At 69.1% G+C, this 15,706-nt stretch carries 15 protein-coding genes and 2 pseudogenes; 8 read left to right on the top strand and 9 right to left on the bottom strand.

From position 1 onward, the window contains the following. Positions 1-603: pseudogene (locus K9U41_RS16805) on the bottom strand (hypothetical protein); the annotation flags it as partial. A gap of 620 nt (positions 604-1,223) precedes the next feature. Here K9U41_RS16805 and K9U41_RS16800 point away from each other — a divergent pair. Then, positions 1,224-3,584, top strand: a complete 2,361-nt coding sequence (locus K9U41_RS16800; RefSeq protein WP_282642027.1) for a tetratricopeptide repeat protein — start codon at positions 1,224-1,226, stop codon at positions 3,582-3,584. 200 nt (positions 3,585-3,784) lie between these two features. Then, a pseudogene (locus K9U41_RS16795) lies at positions 3,785-3,949 on the top strand (JAB domain-containing protein); the annotation flags it as partial. Positions 3,950-3,961: 12 nt separating this feature from the next. Here the strand turns inward: K9U41_RS16795 and K9U41_RS16790 are convergent. From K9U41_RS16790 to petA, 4 genes are all read right to left on the bottom strand, one after another. Continuing rightward, entirely contained in the window at positions 3,962-4,498 is a 537-nt protein-coding gene (locus K9U41_RS16790) for an adenine phosphoribosyltransferase (RefSeq protein WP_282642026.1), read from the bottom strand. Between the two features lie 236 nt (positions 4,499-4,734). Next, entirely contained in the window at positions 4,735-5,583 is an 849-nt protein-coding gene (locus K9U41_RS16785) for a cytochrome c1 (protein ID WP_282642025.1), read from the bottom strand. 21 nt (positions 5,584-5,604) lie between these two features. Beyond that, positions 5,605-6,879: a cytochrome b gene (locus K9U41_RS16780; protein ID WP_282642024.1), complete on the bottom strand. Its 1,275-nt coding sequence runs from the start codon at positions 6,877-6,879 to the stop codon at positions 5,605-5,607. Between the two features lie 37 nt (positions 6,880-6,916). After that, complete coding sequence (gene petA, locus K9U41_RS16775) at positions 6,917-7,444, bottom strand: ubiquinol-cytochrome c reductase iron-sulfur subunit (RefSeq protein ID WP_282642023.1); 528 nt, start codon at positions 7,442-7,444, stop codon at positions 6,917-6,919. Positions 7,445-7,714: 270 nt separating this feature from the next. Here petA and K9U41_RS16770 point away from each other — a divergent pair, with 270 nt between their 5' ends. The 3 genes from K9U41_RS16770 to K9U41_RS16760 all read left to right on the top strand — a co-directional run bounded on the left by K9U41_RS16770 (position 7,715) and on the right by K9U41_RS16760 (position 9,516). Beyond that, entirely contained in the window at positions 7,715-8,173 is a 459-nt protein-coding gene (locus tag K9U41_RS16770; RefSeq protein WP_282642022.1) for a tRNA (cytidine(34)-2'-O)-methyltransferase, read from the top strand. A gap of 105 nt (positions 8,174-8,278) precedes the next feature. Beyond that, positions 8,279-9,220: an oxygen-dependent coproporphyrinogen oxidase gene (gene hemF, locus K9U41_RS16765; RefSeq protein WP_282642021.1), complete on the top strand. Its 942-nt coding sequence runs from the start codon at positions 8,279-8,281 to the stop codon at positions 9,218-9,220. A gap of 74 nt (positions 9,221-9,294) precedes the next feature. Further along, positions 9,295-9,516: a YodC family protein gene (locus tag K9U41_RS16760; protein WP_282642020.1), complete on the top strand. Its 222-nt coding sequence runs from the start codon at positions 9,295-9,297 to the stop codon at positions 9,514-9,516. A 43-nt stretch (positions 9,517-9,559) separates the two neighbouring features. Here the strand turns inward: K9U41_RS16760 and K9U41_RS16755 are convergent, their stop codons facing one another. Genes K9U41_RS16755 through K9U41_RS16740 form a run of 4 tightly spaced genes read right to left on the bottom strand, consistent with a single transcriptional unit; the run spans position 9,560 to position 12,352 of the window. Then, the gene (locus K9U41_RS16755) at positions 9,560-10,780 is read right to left on the bottom strand and encodes a CCA tRNA nucleotidyltransferase (RefSeq protein ID WP_282642019.1); all 1,221 of its coding nucleotides are present in this window, start codon (positions 10,778-10,780) and stop codon (positions 9,560-9,562) included. Continuing rightward, positions 10,777-11,037 (bottom strand): DUF6111 family protein, encoded by a 261-nt coding sequence (locus K9U41_RS16750; protein ID WP_282642018.1) that lies wholly within the window; start codon positions 11,035-11,037, stop codon positions 10,777-10,779. Before K9U41_RS16750 ends, K9U41_RS16755 begins: the two co-directional genes overlap by 4 nt. After that, complete coding sequence (locus K9U41_RS16745; RefSeq protein ID WP_282642017.1) at positions 11,037-11,717, bottom strand: CoA pyrophosphatase; 681 nt, start codon at positions 11,715-11,717, stop codon at positions 11,037-11,039. The genes K9U41_RS16750 and K9U41_RS16745 overlap by 1 nt, the downstream gene beginning before the upstream one ends. After that, positions 11,714-12,352, bottom strand: coding sequence for a DUF1285 domain-containing protein (locus K9U41_RS16740; RefSeq protein WP_282642016.1), 639 nt, complete (start codon positions 12,350-12,352; stop codon positions 11,714-11,716). Before K9U41_RS16740 ends, K9U41_RS16745 begins: the two co-directional genes overlap by 4 nt. Positions 12,353-12,603: 251 nt before the next feature. On the opposite strand from K9U41_RS16740, the gene K9U41_RS16735 reads away from it, so the two are divergent. The 3 genes from K9U41_RS16735 to K9U41_RS16725 form a co-directional block, all read left to right on the top strand. After that, complete coding sequence (locus K9U41_RS16735) at positions 12,604-13,605, top strand: AAA family ATPase (RefSeq protein WP_282642015.1); 1,002 nt, start codon at positions 12,604-12,606, stop codon at positions 13,603-13,605. Further along, complete coding sequence (locus tag K9U41_RS16730; RefSeq protein WP_432715816.1) at positions 13,602-14,564, top strand: DUF58 domain-containing protein; 963 nt, start codon at positions 13,602-13,604, stop codon at positions 14,562-14,564. The genes K9U41_RS16735 and K9U41_RS16730 overlap by 4 nt, the downstream gene beginning before the upstream one ends. Next, positions 14,564-15,706, top strand: a 1,143-nt coding sequence (locus tag K9U41_RS16725; protein WP_282642013.1) for a BatA domain-containing protein, incomplete at its 3' end; no start/stop codon positions are given. The genes K9U41_RS16730 and K9U41_RS16725, both read left to right, overlap by 1 nt.

The following is a 15,706-nucleotide window of genomic DNA, read 5'->3' as shown; positions in this document are numbered from 1 at the left end:
GGCGGAAACGTCGAGGGTAAGAGGCGCCGTCGTGACGATACCGAAGCCACCGGCGCCTCCCCCGCCGCCGCTGCTAGTGATGTCAGCCGATCCATGGCGACTCGACCCCCCGCTGCCACCCTGGCCACCCGTCGCGGCGGTCGTCACCTGCTGGTCGGCGCCGGTGGTCAGGAAGGTGCCGCCGCCGCCGCCGCCGCCGGCGGAGCCGCCAAAGCCTTCCCCTTGCCCGCCATCGCCACCGCCGTCTGTGCCGGCCGCGCCGCCTCCAAGAAGGCCTTTGCCACCTGCGGCGCCCACGCCGCCGCCGCCGCCGCCGCTTTTGCCGTCTTCGGCGTCGGCCCCGGCCACGCCATAGGCACCGCCGGCACCGCCGGGCACCTGGTCTTTGCCGGCCCCGCCGTTTCCGCCGAAGGTCTGGGCTCGCGCGCAATCGATCGGAACGGCCCCCGCGACGGCGATGAGGCAAAGCAGCGACGCCCCGGCCAGCCATATGCGACGGGGTAAAATCCCCGCGCCGGCACCCGTTCCGGACGTGCGATCCTTCAGGACGATGCAGCAGCCGCGCCGCCCCTCCCCGGTAGCGGTTTCCCGACGCGCAGACATGACCCCACCCCCCAAGGCTTACCCATCGCGACGAACACGATTTGCGATATGCCGAAAGGGTAGGCGATTACGGGTACCACTTCATGTCCTCTAATTAGAGGATGCGCCCGCGCGCAGAACCACTTAGAGGACCTAACAAAACCTGCTGATCGCCCTGAAGCAGATGATTGCGCTGCCGCGGCGACCATCCGGCATGACCGGCGTTTGGATGTTTTCGATGTGGCGCGTGGCATAGGCGGGCGGACCATCGCGGGGTTTCTCAACCTTTGGAGAGCCCCCGGCCGGCTCGCCTTCTTCGGCGATCTCGCCCCGCTGACGGAGACCAGCCTCACCGTCGTGATCGGGCCGGCATCCGAAACCCTTCACAGGAGCAGAGACTGGTGCCTCGACTGGAAGCGAACCTTCACGTTCAATGAAGCAGGCCAACCTTGGTAAGTAGCACCGCGGCGGACGCCAAAGCCGCGACGTGCCTGCGGCCAAGGGCAGCCCCGCAGGGCCGTCCATGCGCAATATTGCCCGATGTGCTAAGAGGTTGAGCCCACCTGTCCATGAGTGTAGTGCCGATTGCGGAGGGAAACTTCCCGCGATTTCATCTGTGTTGGCAAAAGGCAGGTAGAAGGATGCATGTCAGGAGTGTCCTGTCGGCGGTGCTCGCCGGGCTCCTCGCCGCCTGCGTGATCTGGCTCGTCGGAGCCATGCGGGAAGCCAGCAGGTCTTCCTCCATTGCGGTCGCCGCAAATGCCGAGCTTGCATCCGGCGGCATCGGCGCGCTGACGCCGCATGCCCCGGAGGGCTATGTGGGCTCGGTAGCCTGCGCGGGTTGTCACGCTACCGAAGGCAAGGCGTGGCTCGCGTCCCAGCATTCCGGTGCCATGAGCCTTCCCACCGAAGCAACCGTCAAGGGCCGCTTCGACGGGGCGCAGGTCGGCAACGGCCCCGCCAGCGCGCGCTTCTTCCGGGATGGGACGAGCTACCGCGTCGAGATCGCCGGTTCCGACGGGAAACCATCGGTCTACTCCATTGCCTATACCTTCGGGCTTTACCCGCTTCAGCAATATCTGGTCGCCATGCCGGACGGGCGGGTCCAGGCCCTGCCCTTCGCCTACGACACGCGCCCGACCTCCGAAGGGGGCCAGCGCTGGTTCCATCTCTATGGCAATGACGCGCCCATGCCCGGCGATCCCTTGTTCTGGACCGGGCCGCAGCAGAACTGGAACCATATGTGCGCCGAATGCCACTCCACGGCGCTGCGCAAGACCTACGATGCAGCCCAAGACCGTTTCGATACCCATTTCTCCGAAATCAGCGTCGGCTGCGAGAGTTGCCACGGCGCGGGTGCCAGCCACGTCGCCTGGGCGAGCGGAGCCCGCGATCCCGCGACGCCTCATGCCGGCTTCGCCAGCGCCGCGGCGCTCCGGCCGCCGGCGGACTGGACCCCTGCCCCGAACTCCGGCAGCCCTGCGCAGGGCGTGGCACGGCCGGCCGGCGACGGGGTGGAAACCTGCGCGCGCTGCCATGCCCGGCGCGGCGCCTTTTCGGAGAACTGGCAGCCCGGTCAGGCGTTGACGCAGACCCATATGCCCGTGCTGCTGGACGAGGGTCTCTTCACGGCGGACGGCCAGAACCAGGACGAGGTGTTCAACGACCACGCCTTCAAGCAGAGCCTGATGTACCGGCGCGGGGTGAGTTGCACCGACTGCCACGACCCGCACACCGCGGCCCTGAAGGCGCCGGGCGCCGCCGTGTGCGGCCAGTGTCACCTGCCCGAACGCTTCGCCAGCCAGAGCCACACCGGCCACGCGCCGGGGCCGGGCGCGCCCGACTGCATCGGCTGCCACATGCCGAGGGGTACCTACATGGTGGTCGACGCGCGCCATGACCATTCCTTCCGCATTCCGCGTCCCGATCTGTCGGTTCGGCTGGGCACGCCCAACGCCTGCAGCGACTGCCACGCCGACAAGTCCGCCGGCTGGGCTGCGGCTGCTGTCGAGCGTTGGCACGGGCCGGAGCGCAAGGGCTTCCAGACCTGGGGGCCTGCCTTGCATGACGCGCGCATGGGTGCCGCCGAAGCCCGCGCCGCCCTGGTGCGCCTGGCGCAGGATGGGGATGCGCCGGGCCTCGTTCGGGCGACAGCCGTCAGCGAGCTTGCGCAATTCCCTGCCCGGGCGAGCGATGAAGCGATGCGGCACGCTCTTGCCGATCCCGATCCCATGGTCCGGGTGGCGGCATTGCGCGCGCAGGCCGGCCTCCCGCGCGACGAGCGCTGGCGCCGCGCCGCGCCGCTTCTGGCGGATCCCTCCACGGCCGTGCGGCTGGAGGCGGCTGAGTTGCTTGCCGACATGCCGATCGAGCAACTGGCAGAGCCGGAGCGCGGCCGCTTCCTCTCCGCTCTCGCCGAATATGAAGCCGCCCAGAGGCTCAATGCCGACCGGCCCGATGCCAGGGCCAATCTCGGTATCTTCCTCCTGCGACGCGGCGATGCCACCGGGGCGGAAGCCGAGTTCCGCGCCGGACTCAGGCTCGACCCGACCTTCGCCCCTTTGCGCGTCAATCTGGCGGATCTGTATCGAAGCGAGGGGCGCGAAGGGCAATCCGAAGCCGTGCTGAGGGAGGGCCTCGCCATACGTCCCGACGCGTCGCTGCACCACGCGCTCGGCCTCGCCCTGGTGCGCCAGCGGCGCTACGACGAGGCCTTGGGGGAACTTGCCAAGGCGCGCGCCTTGGCACCCGCGCAAGCCCGCTATGCCTACGTGGAGGTGATCGCCCTGCAATCGCTCGGCCGGCGATCCGAAGCGATGGAGCTTGCCGAGCAAGGGCTGGAGCGCAACCCGAACGATCCGGCGCTGATCGGGCTGGTGCTGAACGAAGCCCTGGCAGCCGGGAACATCACTCGCGCGCGGCAACTCGTCAGCCGCCTCTCGGCCCTGCAGCCGGACAATGCCGAGGTCAGCCGCCTCGCCGCCCGCCTCGGCAGGCGCTGAAGGCGCCCGCCTGCCGGGGACAGAAGCCGGATATGCCGAAGCCTCGCCGGCGACAATTCTGCATCCATGGCCAGGCGGATGCGCGGGTCGCACCGGGATCGGCACGGATTGGCGCGAGTTACAGACACCCGATACCGGCACACCTCACCCTTGATGCGAAATAACATATTGATATTAATAAAGTTATATAATTTCCCAGGTTGAGCCACAATCACCCGTCCGGCGGCCCGACGCCGTCGCGCGCCGACATCCACATGACGCGCCGGATCATCGACGTGGCCAAGCCCCTCGGCATCGAGGTGCACGACCACATCATCGTCGGCAAAGACGGGCGTGCGAGCCTGAAGGGGCTGCGGCTGATCTGACGCGGCTCGCCCTCAATGGCCGGAGAAGGACACCAGCGTGCGCACCGACACGCCCGCGAGCCTCAGCTTCTCCGCCCCCCCGAGGTCCGGCAGGTCGACGATGAAGCAGGCGGCCTCCACCACCGCGCCACAGGTCTGAAGCAGCTTCACCGCGCCGGTGGCAGTGCCGCCCGTGGCGACGAGATCGTCCACCAGCAGCACGCGCTCGCCGGGCGTGACGGCATCCACATGCATCTCGATTTCGTCCTCGCCATATTCGAGGGCGTAGGCCATGCGCACCGTCTGGTGGGGCAGCTTGCCCTTCTTGCGGATAGGCACGAAACCGGCGGAGAGCTGGTGCGCCACCGCCCCGCCGAGGATGAAGCCGCGCGCCTCGATGCCCGCCACCTTGTCGATCTTGGCGCCCGCCCAGGGCTGCACCAGTTCGTCCACCGCCCGGCGGAAGGCCCGGGCGTCGCCGAGCAGGGTGGTGATGTCGCGGAACAGGATGCCCGGCTTGGGATAGTCCGGAATGGTGCGGATGCTGGCAGCGAAATCGGCGGGTGACATCAGGCGCTCCGGGATTGGGGTGCGCTTCCTTAAAGCGCGATCCGCCAGCGGAAAAGCATGTTGATGCGGCAATCCCCCCACGAGGGGGCAGAACCGCGGCCCGCGCCCGCCCCCGCCATCCTCGGTCGTGCAATGGCGTGGCATGATCGCGGACACACCAGGTGGTTGCCGCCCCGGCGACCCGCCAAAGAAAAAGGGCCCCGAAGGGCCCTTGATCGCGCTGGACAGGTTTGCACTCAGTGCGCCACGTGCTGCCACACCTTCTTCTTGGTGAAGTAGAGCAGGCCGGACAGGACGATGAGGAAGATCATCACCTGGAAGCCGATGCGCTTGCGCTCTTCCAGGTGAGGCTCCGCCACCCACATCATGAAGGCGGCAACGTCGCTGGAATACTGATCCACCGTTTGCGGTGCACCGTCCGGATATTCCACCTGGCCGTCGCTGATCGGCTTCGGCATGGCGATCTGGTTGCCCGGGAAATACCGGTTGTAGTTCAGGCCCGGCTGGAGATGCACGCCGGCCGGCGCATCCTCGTAACCGGTGAGCAGCGCGTGGATGTAGTCCACCCCATGCTCCTGGTACTGGATGAAGGCGTCGGTGATGAAGCCGGGGAAGCCCACGTGGTACGAGCGGGCCTTGGCGAGCACGGAGAAGTCCGGCGGGTACGCACCGCCGTTGGCCGCGCGGGCCGCATTGTCGTTGGGGAACGGCGCCGGCCAGTGGTCCGACAGGCGGCCGGGACGCTGGAACATGTCGCCGGCGTCGTTCGGCCCGTCGGTGATCTGGTACTCGCTCGCCACCTGCTTGGCCTGGGCCTCGGTGAAGCCGGGGCCGCCGGGCGCAGCCAGGTTGCGGAAGTAGAGGTAGTTCGCGGAGTGGCAGGCGCTGCACACCTCCTTGAACACCTTGAAGCCGCGCTGGAGCTGGCCGCGATCGTAGGTGCCGAAGGGACCTGCGAACGACCAGGACAGGCGGTGCGGACGGTTGTCATGACCGCCGCCTTCCGCCGCCAAGGCGCCGGACGTGCCCGAGGCCAGAAGGAGCGCCGCCGCAACGGCACCGAAGAGACTGCTACGAATGGTCATTGCTGTTCTCTCCGCGCCGGCTCACTTGGTCTCGGGACCGGCCGCGCCGGCAACCACCACCGCTCCGCCCTTACTCTTGGCGAGGACGGCATCCGCGATGGAGGCCGGCACGGGCTTCGGGCGTTCGAACAGGCCGAGCAGCGGCAGGATGACGAGGAAGTGGGCGAAGTAATAGATGGTGAAGATGCGCGAGGCGATGACGTAGCCGCCCTCGGCCGGCTGCGAGCCGAGATAGCCGAGGCCGACAGCCACCACCACGAACACCCAGAAGAACTGCCGGAACAGCGGGCGATACTTGGCCGAGCGCACCTTGGAGGTGTCGAGCCAGGGCAGGAAGGCCAGCACCGCAATGGCCGCGAACATGGCCAGCACGCCGCCGAGCTTGTCCGGAACCGAGCGCAGGATCGCGTAGAACGGCAGGTAATACCATTCGGGCACGATGTGGGCCGGGGTCGCAAGCGGGTTGGCCGGGATGTAGTTGTCCGAGTGGCCGAGATAGTTCGGAATGTAGAAGATGAACCAGGAGAAGAAGATCAGGAACACCACCATGGCGAAGGTGTCCTTGATGGTCGCGTAGGGGGTGAAGGCCACCGTGTCCTTCGCGACATTCTTGATGTCGACACCGTCGGGGTTGTTCTGGCCCACATGGTGCAACGCCCAGATGTGCAGACCCACCACGCCGGCGATCATGAACGGCAGCAGGTAGTGGAGCGAGAAGAAGCGGTTCAGCGTGGGCGCACCCACCGAGTAGCCGCCCCAGAGCCACTGCACGATGGTCTCACCCACCAGCGGGATGGCCGAGAACAGGTTGGTGATCACGGTGGCGCCCCAGAAGGACATCTGGCCCCAGGGCAGCACGTAGCCCATGAAGCCTGTCGCCATCATGAGCAGGTAGATGATCACGCCGAGGATCCACAGCACCTCGCGGGGGGCCTTGTAGGACCCGTAATACATGCCGCGGAACATGTGGATGTAGACCGCTATGAAGAACATAGAGGCGCCGTTGGCGTGGATGTAGCGGATCAGCCAGCCATAGCTCACGTCGCGCATGATGTGCTCGACGCGCTCGAAGGCCACCGGCGCATAGGCCACGTAGTGCATGGCGAGCACCACGCCGGAGATGATCTGGCAGACCAGCATCAAGCTCAGGATCGCACCGAAGGTCCACATGTAATTGAGATTCTTCGGCACCGGATAGGCGATGGCCGAGGAATGAATCAGCCCGACGATCGGCAAGCGGCTTTCGAACCACTGCGCGACCTTCCCCTTGGGCTGGTAGGTGGAATGTCCTTCCATGGGTCCAACCTTTTTGATAGCGGCGACGATGCGCGCGTCAGCCGATCACGATCTTGGTGTCGGATGTGAAAGTGTAGGGCGGGAGCGCCAGATTGAGCGGCGCGGGTCCCTGCCGGATGCGGCCCGACGTGTCGTAGACCGAGCCGTGGCAGGGGCAGAACCAGCCGTTGTACTGGCCCTGGTGGCCCAGCGGCACGCAGCCGAGGTGGGTGCAGATGCCGATCACCACCAGCCACTGGTCCTTGCCCGCCTTCACGCGGTCCTGGTCGGGCTGGGGGTCGGGCAGCGCGGAGAGGGGCACGTCCTGCGCCGACTTGATCTCCGCCGCGGTGCGATGGGAAATGAAGATGGGCTTGCCGCGCCACTGAACGGTCACGATCTGGCCTTCGGCGATGGGCGCGATATCCACTTCGGTGGTGGAGAGCGCGAGCACCGAGGCATCGGGCTGCAGCTGGGAGATGAACGGCCACACCATCGCGGCGGCCCCGACGGCACCCACCGCACCCGTGGCGATGTAGAGGAAATCCCGACGCGTCGTCGTGTCCGACGTCTCCGTATGTGCCACGGCGCAGTCCCCGATCTGTTGTCGTCTCGGCGCGCGCCCGCAATCCAGGGGATAGCAAGCCACACGCGATGTGGCGTCGCACGAGCCCATGCGGCGCCACTTTCAAGGGCCTCTAATTGCACCCCCGCCCCATCTTGTCCAGATCGTGGCCGTGCGGCACGCGGTCCTGCCATAATGCGCCCCGTCCGATCAGTCTTGCGGGCCCTGCGCAAATGGTGTCCACCGTCTCGCCCGCCGTTGCCGGCAAACGCGCGAAAGGCCCGGCCTCGCATGATTCTCGCCCTCTACTGTCCTGATATTGCCCAAAATGCAGGCACCTGCCTGCGCACCGGGGCCTGCCTTGGCGTTGAGGTGCATCTCATCGAGCCCGCCGGCTTTCCGGTGGGTGATGCGGGCTTCCGCCGCGCCGGGATGGATTACATTGATCAGGTCACATGGCGGCGGCATGCCTCGTTCGAGGCCTTCGACGGCGCCCGCCGGGCCGCAAGCCAGCGCCTGGTGCTGTTCACCACCCACGGCGCCGAGCCGCTGTTCGGCTTCCGCTTCCGGCCCGACGATGTGCTGCTGTTCGGCCGGGAATCGGCGGGCGTGCCCGAGAGCGTCCATGCCGCGGCGGACGCCCGGCTGCGCATTCCCATGCGGGCCGGGGTGCGGTCCCTCAACGTGGCGGTGAGCGCGGGCATCGCGCTGGCCGAGGCGCTGCGCCAGACCGGCGGGCTGCCGGATTGAGCCCGGCGCTTGCCCGCTTTGCTTTCTTCCGCCATGCCGAGGCGATAAAAGTCTGATCCAAGAAAATCTGATCCACGAGAGATCAAGACAGGCGGAGCGCCCCCCATGTGCCCTTCGACTTCAGCGCCCGACACAGCCGTTGCGCCCCAAACGGAAGCCATCCTTCAGGAGCGCCGCAGCCGCGCCCGCGCCTGGTTCGAGGACCTCCAGGGCCGCATCATCGCCGCCTTCGAGGCGCTGGAGGATGAGGCCGACGGCGCGCTCCATCCCGGCGCGCCCGGCCGATTCGCCCGCACCCCCTGGTCGCGCACCGACCATACCGGCGCGCCCGGCGGCGGCGGCACCATGGCGCTCATGCGCGGACGCCTGTTCGAGAAGGTGGGAGTTCACACCTCCACCGTGTTCGGCGAGTTCGCGCCGGAATTCCGCAGCCAGATCCCCGGCGCGGCGGAGGACCCGCGCTTCTGGGCGTCGGGCATCTCCCTCATCGCCCACATGGCGAACCCGAACGTGCCGGCGGTGCATATGAACACGCGCTTCGTGGTCACCACCAAGGCGTGGTTCGGCGGCGGCGCCGACCTCACCCCCGTGCTCGACCGCCGCCGCACCCAGGACGATCCGGACACGATGGCCTTCCACGGCGCTATGCGCGATGCCTGCGCCGCCCATCCGGTGGCCGACTACGAGCGCTACAAGACGTGGTGCGACGACTATTTCTTTCTGAAGCACCGCAATGAGATGCGCGGCATCGGCGGCATCTTCTACGACTATCTCGACAGCGCCTCGTCCGGCACCGGCACGTGGGCGGAGGATCTGGCCTTCACCCGCGACGTGGGGCTCGCCTTCCTCGACATCTATCCCCGGCTGGTGCGGGCCAACATGGGCCAGCCCTGGAGCGAGGCGGACCGCGAGGAACAGCTGGTGCGGCGCGGACGCTATGTGGAATTCAACCTGCTGTACGATCGCGGCACCATTTTCGGCCTGAAGACCGGCGGCAACGTGGATTCGATTCTCTCCTCCATGCCGCCGGTGGTGAAGTGGCCGTGATCGGCCCGTCATGAACGCCGGCTAAGGCTGGCCCCAGCGGCGTCGCGCATCGACGACAGCGGGAGACTGAAGCCATGGCGTTCGCGCCCGGAGACATCGTGCAGCTCAAGTCCGGCAGCCCGGCCCTCACTGTGGTGACGGCGTCGGAAACCGAAGTGTCCGTGGTCTGGTACGCGGAGGAGGACGACGCCTTCCGCACCCACACCCTTCCGGTCATCGCCCTCGAGAAGCTCGAAGCCGCCGACTTCGAGGAAGAGGAAGAAGAGGAAGACGAAGAAGAAGAAGACGAGGACTGATAGCAGCGGTCCCGGTCTTTGGCCGGCGCCGAGCGGGGTGCGCTCAGGCGCCGGAAGACGCCTTGGCCGCATCCGCGAGAAGGCCGGAGACGGCGGTGGGATCGGTCGGAAAATCGGCGGCGATCCATCGGGCCTCGGCCCGCGCCAGTGCCGCGCCGAGGGCGCGGCCGGGGGTGAGGCCCAGCGCCATCAGGTCGGCAGCAGCGAAGGGCGGGCGCGGCGGTGTCCAGGCTGCCGCCATGGCAGCGACCGCCTCCATCCCCCCGCGGCCATGGGCGGCGGCGAGCAATGCCCGGTCGAGGGCGGCATCCACCCCGTCCCGGTAGAGAAACGCGCGCACGGCCTGAGCGTCGGGCAGGTCCGGCACGGTCGCGGACAGGGCCTCGAGCCGGCGGGCCTCCGCATTTGACAGCCGCAGCCGCTCGCGCAGGCGCGCCGCATCGTCGGTGACCCGCACCGCCAGGGCCGCAAGCCGACGGATCGCGTCGGGCTTCGCCTGCCACGCCCGCTCCAGCGCCGCGAGCCGCGTGAAGGCCCGAACGTCCGCGATGCCGCCGATCAGCGGCTGGAGCAAGCCCGCATCGCTCATGACGGCGAGCGTCGCGGCGGCCCCGGGCGCCACCAGCAGCTTCAACATTTCCGCCCGCACCCGCTCCCGCGACAGGGTGAGAAGGCCCGCCCGGCGGCGCACGCTGGCGATGAACGCCTCCCGGTCCACGGGACCTGCGCCATAGGCCGCATGGAAGCGGAACAGGCGCAGGATGCGCAGGTAATCCTCGCGGATGCGCGCCTGCGGGTCGCCGATGAAGCGAATGCGCCGGGCGGTGAGATCCGACAGGCCGCCCACCAGGTCCACCACCGCCCCGTCCGCCGTCGCATAGAGGGCGTTGAGGGTGAAGTCGCGCCGCTCGGCATCATGCAGCCAGCTGCGGCCGAATCGCACCACCGCGCGGCGGCCGTCGGTCTCCATGTCCTCGCGCAGGGTGGTGACCTCGAAGGCGTGGTGGTCCGCCACCACGGTCACGGTGCCATGCTCGATGCCGGTGGGCACCGGCTTCAGGCCCGCCTTGCGCGCCCGCTCGACCACCACCTCGGGAACGGCGGTGGTGGCGATGTCCACGTCCGATACGGGCAGGCCGAGGAGGGTGTTGCGCACCGCGCCGCCCACCACGCGCGCCTCCTCCCCGTCCGCATTGAGCGCGGCCAGCACGGCCATGAGGCCGGGCGTGCGCCAGAACGGCGCGCCGACGATGGAGAGGCTCATTCGAAACGCCCCGGCACGAACACCCCATCCTTCATCTGGGCGGGCACATAGCGGCTGCCGGGCGGGGCCATGTGGCCATGCTCGAACACGAACAGGCCGGCAATCACCAGAACCAGGGCCGCCGCCACCACCAGCGCGAGGGCGCGCGGCGACCAGTGCTCGGGCACCACCGAGCCCTTGGTGGCGAGGAGCAGCGCGCCATAAAGCACGAACGGCGTCAGGAACAGCGCGAACTCAACGAGGAAGCTGCGCAGCATCAGGCGTAGACCTTTTCGTAGAGGTTGCGCAGCATGCCCGCGGTCGCCCCCCAGATGTTCCGCCCTTCATAGGGCATGACATAGAAATGGCGCAGCGTGCCCTTCCACTCGCGCGACTGGCGCTCGTGGTTGCGCGGGCTCATGAGGAAGCCGAGCGGCACCTCGAACGCCTCGTCGACCTCCGCCGGGTTGAGGGTCAGGACGTAAGAGGGATCCACGAGGCCCACCACCGGCGTGATCCAGAATCCGGTGCCGGAGAGGTAGCCGTCGAGATAGCCGAGCGGCCGGACGAGGTGTGATTCGAGCCCCACTTCCTCCCGCGCCTCGCGCAAGGCGGCATCGAGTTCATCCCGGTCGCCGGGATCGACCCGGCCACCGGGAAAGGCCACCTGCCCGGCATGGTTGGAGAGGTTCGACGACCGCAGGGTGAGGAGAATGGTCGGCTCGGGCCGCGCCACCACGGGAACCAGCACCGCCGCATGGCGGGGCGTCGCCGCCGGCGCAAGGCTCGCCTTCTCCGGCTGGAGGGCGTGGTCGCCATTGAGGCCCAGGAATTCGGCCTGCGAATAGAACGGCGGCGGCGCGGGGGACAGGCGCGCCGCGGCGCGGGCGAGGAAATCGGAGAGGGCGTCGGCTGTTCCCGTCATGGAGGGAACGTCCACATGGGTGTGGCGCGTCATTCGGAAAGATCCAGGTCGGCCGCCGGCAGGATGGGGTAGAACACACCGGCCGAGGCAACCCCGAACATGGGGACGCCGCCGTCGTCGCGCACCTCTCCCTCGGCCATCAGGTCAAGATGGACGGCGCGGGTCAGCCGCGCATCAAGGCCCCGCCGCACGTGAACATAGGGCACCACCTGGCCGGGCGCGCTGCCGGGGGCAAAGCGCAAGGCGTGACCGGGGCCGCAGTGCACCAAATCGTCCAGATTGGTGCGAAAAACCAGGGTGCGGCTCTCCGTCGCACCATTCCCGGCATCCTCCACCGCCATCTCCACCGCGAGGAAGGGGGCGTCCTCCACCGTGAGGCCCACCTTCTCCACCGGCGTCTTCAGCACATAGCGCTCGCCTTCCCGCGCAAGCACCGACGCGAACAGGCGCACCAGGGCCGGCCGGCCGATGGGCGTTCCCATATAGTGCCAGCTGCCGTCCGCCTTGATGACGAGGTCCATCTCGCCACAATCGGGCGGGTCCCACTTCTCCACCGGCGCCGGGCCGCGCCCGCCGGCGTCGCGCACGGCCGCCATCAGCGCCTCGAGCCGGCCGGAGGCGGGAGGGGCATTGGGAGCAGGTGTGGCCTTCGGGTCTTCGCCCGGCATGAATTTTCCCTCCCGCACGGCCGAAGTCCCTTTCGGGGAACGGCCTCGCGACGACGTGAGTGCGCTGCACCCCGGAGCACCGGGAGCGGGGTTCGATGTCCGCCGATCTTATCGTAAGCTCTGCGTCCGGGTGGCGCGACCTTTGCTATGTCAAATCCGGGATGTGGGCCGGGCCTGGGGTCGGGGCGTTATATTGCCGCTTTTGGCGGCAAGCCTGTCCCGCAGGCGCGTTGCGTTATGGAGAAGCTGAGATGTCGGCTGCCGGCGAGACCTTCGACCTCGACCAGATGATCATCCGCAACGCGGAGGCCGCGGCGGCCCATGTGAAAGCGGCGCGAACCGCCATCTCCTCGGTCATCTTTGGCCAGGAGGCCGTGGTGGACCGGGCGCTCATCACCATCCTCGCCGGGGGCCACGCCCTGCTGGTGGGCGTGCCGGGCCTTGCCAAGACCAAGCTGGTGGAGACCATGGGCACGGTGCTGGGCCTCGACGCCCGCCGCGTCCAGTTCACGCCGGACCTGATGCCCTCCGACATCCTCGGCGCCGAGGTGCTGGAAGAGAGCGCCGGCGGGCGCCGGGCGTTCCGCTTCATCAAGGGCCCCATCTTCGCCCAGCTGCTGATGGCTGATGAGATCAACCGCGCCTCGCCGCGCACCCAGTCGGCCCTGCTCCAGGCCATGCAGGAATACCATGTGACCGTGGCCGGCGAGCGCCACGACCTGCCCAAGCCCTTCCACGTGCTCGCGACCCAGAACCCGCTGGAGCAGGAAGGCACCTATCCCCTGCCCGAGGCGCAGCTCGACCGCTTCCTGATGGAAATCGACGTGGATTATCCCGACCGCGACGCGGAACGGCGCATCCTGTTCGAGACCACCTCCGCCGAGGAGCAGAAGGCCCGCGCCGCCATGAGCGTGGACGACCTCATCGCCGCCCAGCGCCTGGTGCGCCGCCTGCCCGTGGGCGAATCGGTGGTGGAGGCCATCCTCACTTTGGTGCGCTCGGCCCGTCCCGGCGCCGAGGGGCCGGAACAGCGCTACATCGCCTGGGGTCCCGGCCCCCGCGCCAGCCAGGCGCTGATGCTGGCCGTGCGTGCCCGCGCCCTGCTGGACGGCCGCTACGCCCCCTCCCTCGACGACGTGGTGGCGCTGGCCGAGCCGGTGCTGAAGCACCGCATGGCCCTCACCTTCGCCGCCCGCGCGGAGGGCGAGAGCATCATGCACATCATCCGCCGCCTCACCGAGCGCCTCGGGTGACGGCGGACCGGGCCGACAAGGTGGCGCAGGACGCCCACCGCTCCGTCGAAAGCGCCGCCCTCGCCGCGGCGGGCCTTGCGGCAGCTATGCCGCGGCTGGTGCTGGAAGCCCGCCGCATCGCCATGAGCGTGCAGCATGGCCTGCACGGCCGCCGGCGTGCGGGGTCCGGCGAGAATTTCTGGCAGTACCGCCGCTTCGTGGACGGCGAGCCGGCAAGCCGCGTGGACTGGCGCCGCTCCGCCCGCGACGATGTGCTCTATGTGCGCGAGCGCGAGTGGGAGGCCGCCCACACCGTGTGGATCTGGCCGGACCTCTCCCCCTCCATGCTCTACGCCTCCAAAGGCCAGGCGCCGAAACGCGACCGCGCGCTCATCGTCGCCTTCGCCCTTGCCGAGCTTCTGGTGAAGGGCGGCGAGCGGGTGGGCATTCCCGAGCTGATGCGCCCCTCCGCGACCCGGCGCATCGTGGAGCGCATGGCGGAATCGGTGGTGCTGGCCCCCGTCTTGCCCGCGAGCCTGCCAACGGCCTTCGCCCCCTCCCCGCTCTCGGAAGTGGTCCTCCTGGGCGATTTCTGGAGCCCGGCGGACGAGGTGGCCGCAACCCTTCATGCGCTGGCCGCCTCAGGCGCCCACGGCCATGTGGTGCAGATCGTCGATCCGGCCGAGGAGACCTTTCCCTTCTCCGGCCGCATCGAGTTCCGCGAGCCGGAGGGCGGCGCGCGGCTCACCGTGGGCCGGGCGGAAAGCTGGCGCACCGATTATGACCTGAAGCTGGTGGAGCATCGCGCCCGCATCCGCGCCGCTGCCGAGCGGCTGGGCTGGAGCTTCGCCGTCCACCGCACCGACCGGCCGGCGAGCGAGCTTCTGCTCGCCCTGCACGCCCGCATGGGCGTCGGTGGCGGCCCGGCCATGACGCCTAAAGGCGGCGGCCATCCCTTCGTTTCGGGAGGCCCCGCCTGATGTTCGGCCTGCCCCTCGCCTTCTCCGCGCCGCTGCTGCTGACCGCGTTCGTGGCCCTGCCGCTGCTGTGGTTCCTGCTGCGCGTGGTGCCGCCCAAGCCACGGGAAGTGTCCTTTCCGCCCATGCGGCTGCTGCTCGGCATCACCCCCAAGGAGGAGAGCGCGGCCCGCACGCCGTGGTGGCTCACCGCCCTGCGGCTGCTGCTGGCGGCGCTCATCATCCTCGCCGCCGCAGGTCCCATCCTGAACCCGCCTGCCGCCGGCCCCTCCTCCGGCGGGCCGCTGGTGCTGATCATCGACCAGGGCTGGCCGGCCGCCGCCAGCTGGGAGGCGCGCCGCGCCGCCGCCGCCGCCCTCATCGACGAGGCGGAGACCAACGGGCGGGGCGTCGCTTTGATCCCCACCGGCGACGTGCCGCGCGAGGCCACCCTGCTCAGCCCGTCCGCCGCCCGCGATCGCCTGCGCTCGCTGGAGCCCGTGCCCTATGGCCCGGCCCGCAAGGACGCGCTGGCGCTGGCCCAGCGCCTGCTGGGCAACGAGCCCCAGGCCGGCATCGTCTTCCTCACCGACGCCGTGGATCTCGGTGCCGACACTGAGCTGGCCCAGGGCTTCGCCGCCCTCAACGGTGCCGGCCGGCTGCTGGTGGTGGGCGGCGGCGTCGCCGCGCCCCTCGCCCTGGCCGGTGCCGAGAACGGCGCCGAGGCCCTCACCGTGAAGGTGCTGCGCCCCGCAGGCGCCGGCCCCCGCGCCGGACGGGTCACCGCCCATGACATGCGCGGCCTCGCGCTGGGCGAAGCCGCCTTCACCCTGCCCGAGGGCGCCACCGAGGCCGAGGCCCGCTTCGACATGCCGGTGGAGATCCGCAACGAGATTGCGCGGCTGGACATCGCCGGCGAGCGCTCGGCAGGCGTGGTGCAACTGCTCGACAAAAGGTGGCGGCGCCGGGCCGTGGGCCTTGTCTCCGGCACCAGCACGGATACCGGCCAACCGCTGCTCGCCCCGACCTATTATCTCTCCCGGGCGCTCGGCCCCTATGCGGACCTGCGCGTGGCCGAGACCGGATCGGCCACCGAGAACATCAACCGCTTCCTGGAACAGCGCCTGCCGGTGCTGGTGCTCACGGATGTGGGCACCATCCCGCCC

It is taken from the genome of Xanthobacter autotrophicus (genome assembly GCF_029991245.1).
Lineage (GTDB): Bacteria > Pseudomonadota > Alphaproteobacteria > Rhizobiales > Xanthobacteraceae > Xanthobacter > Xanthobacter autotrophicus_C.
Note: the sequence above shows the minus strand (reverse complement) of the source record. Positions and strands in the feature narration are given on the sequence as shown.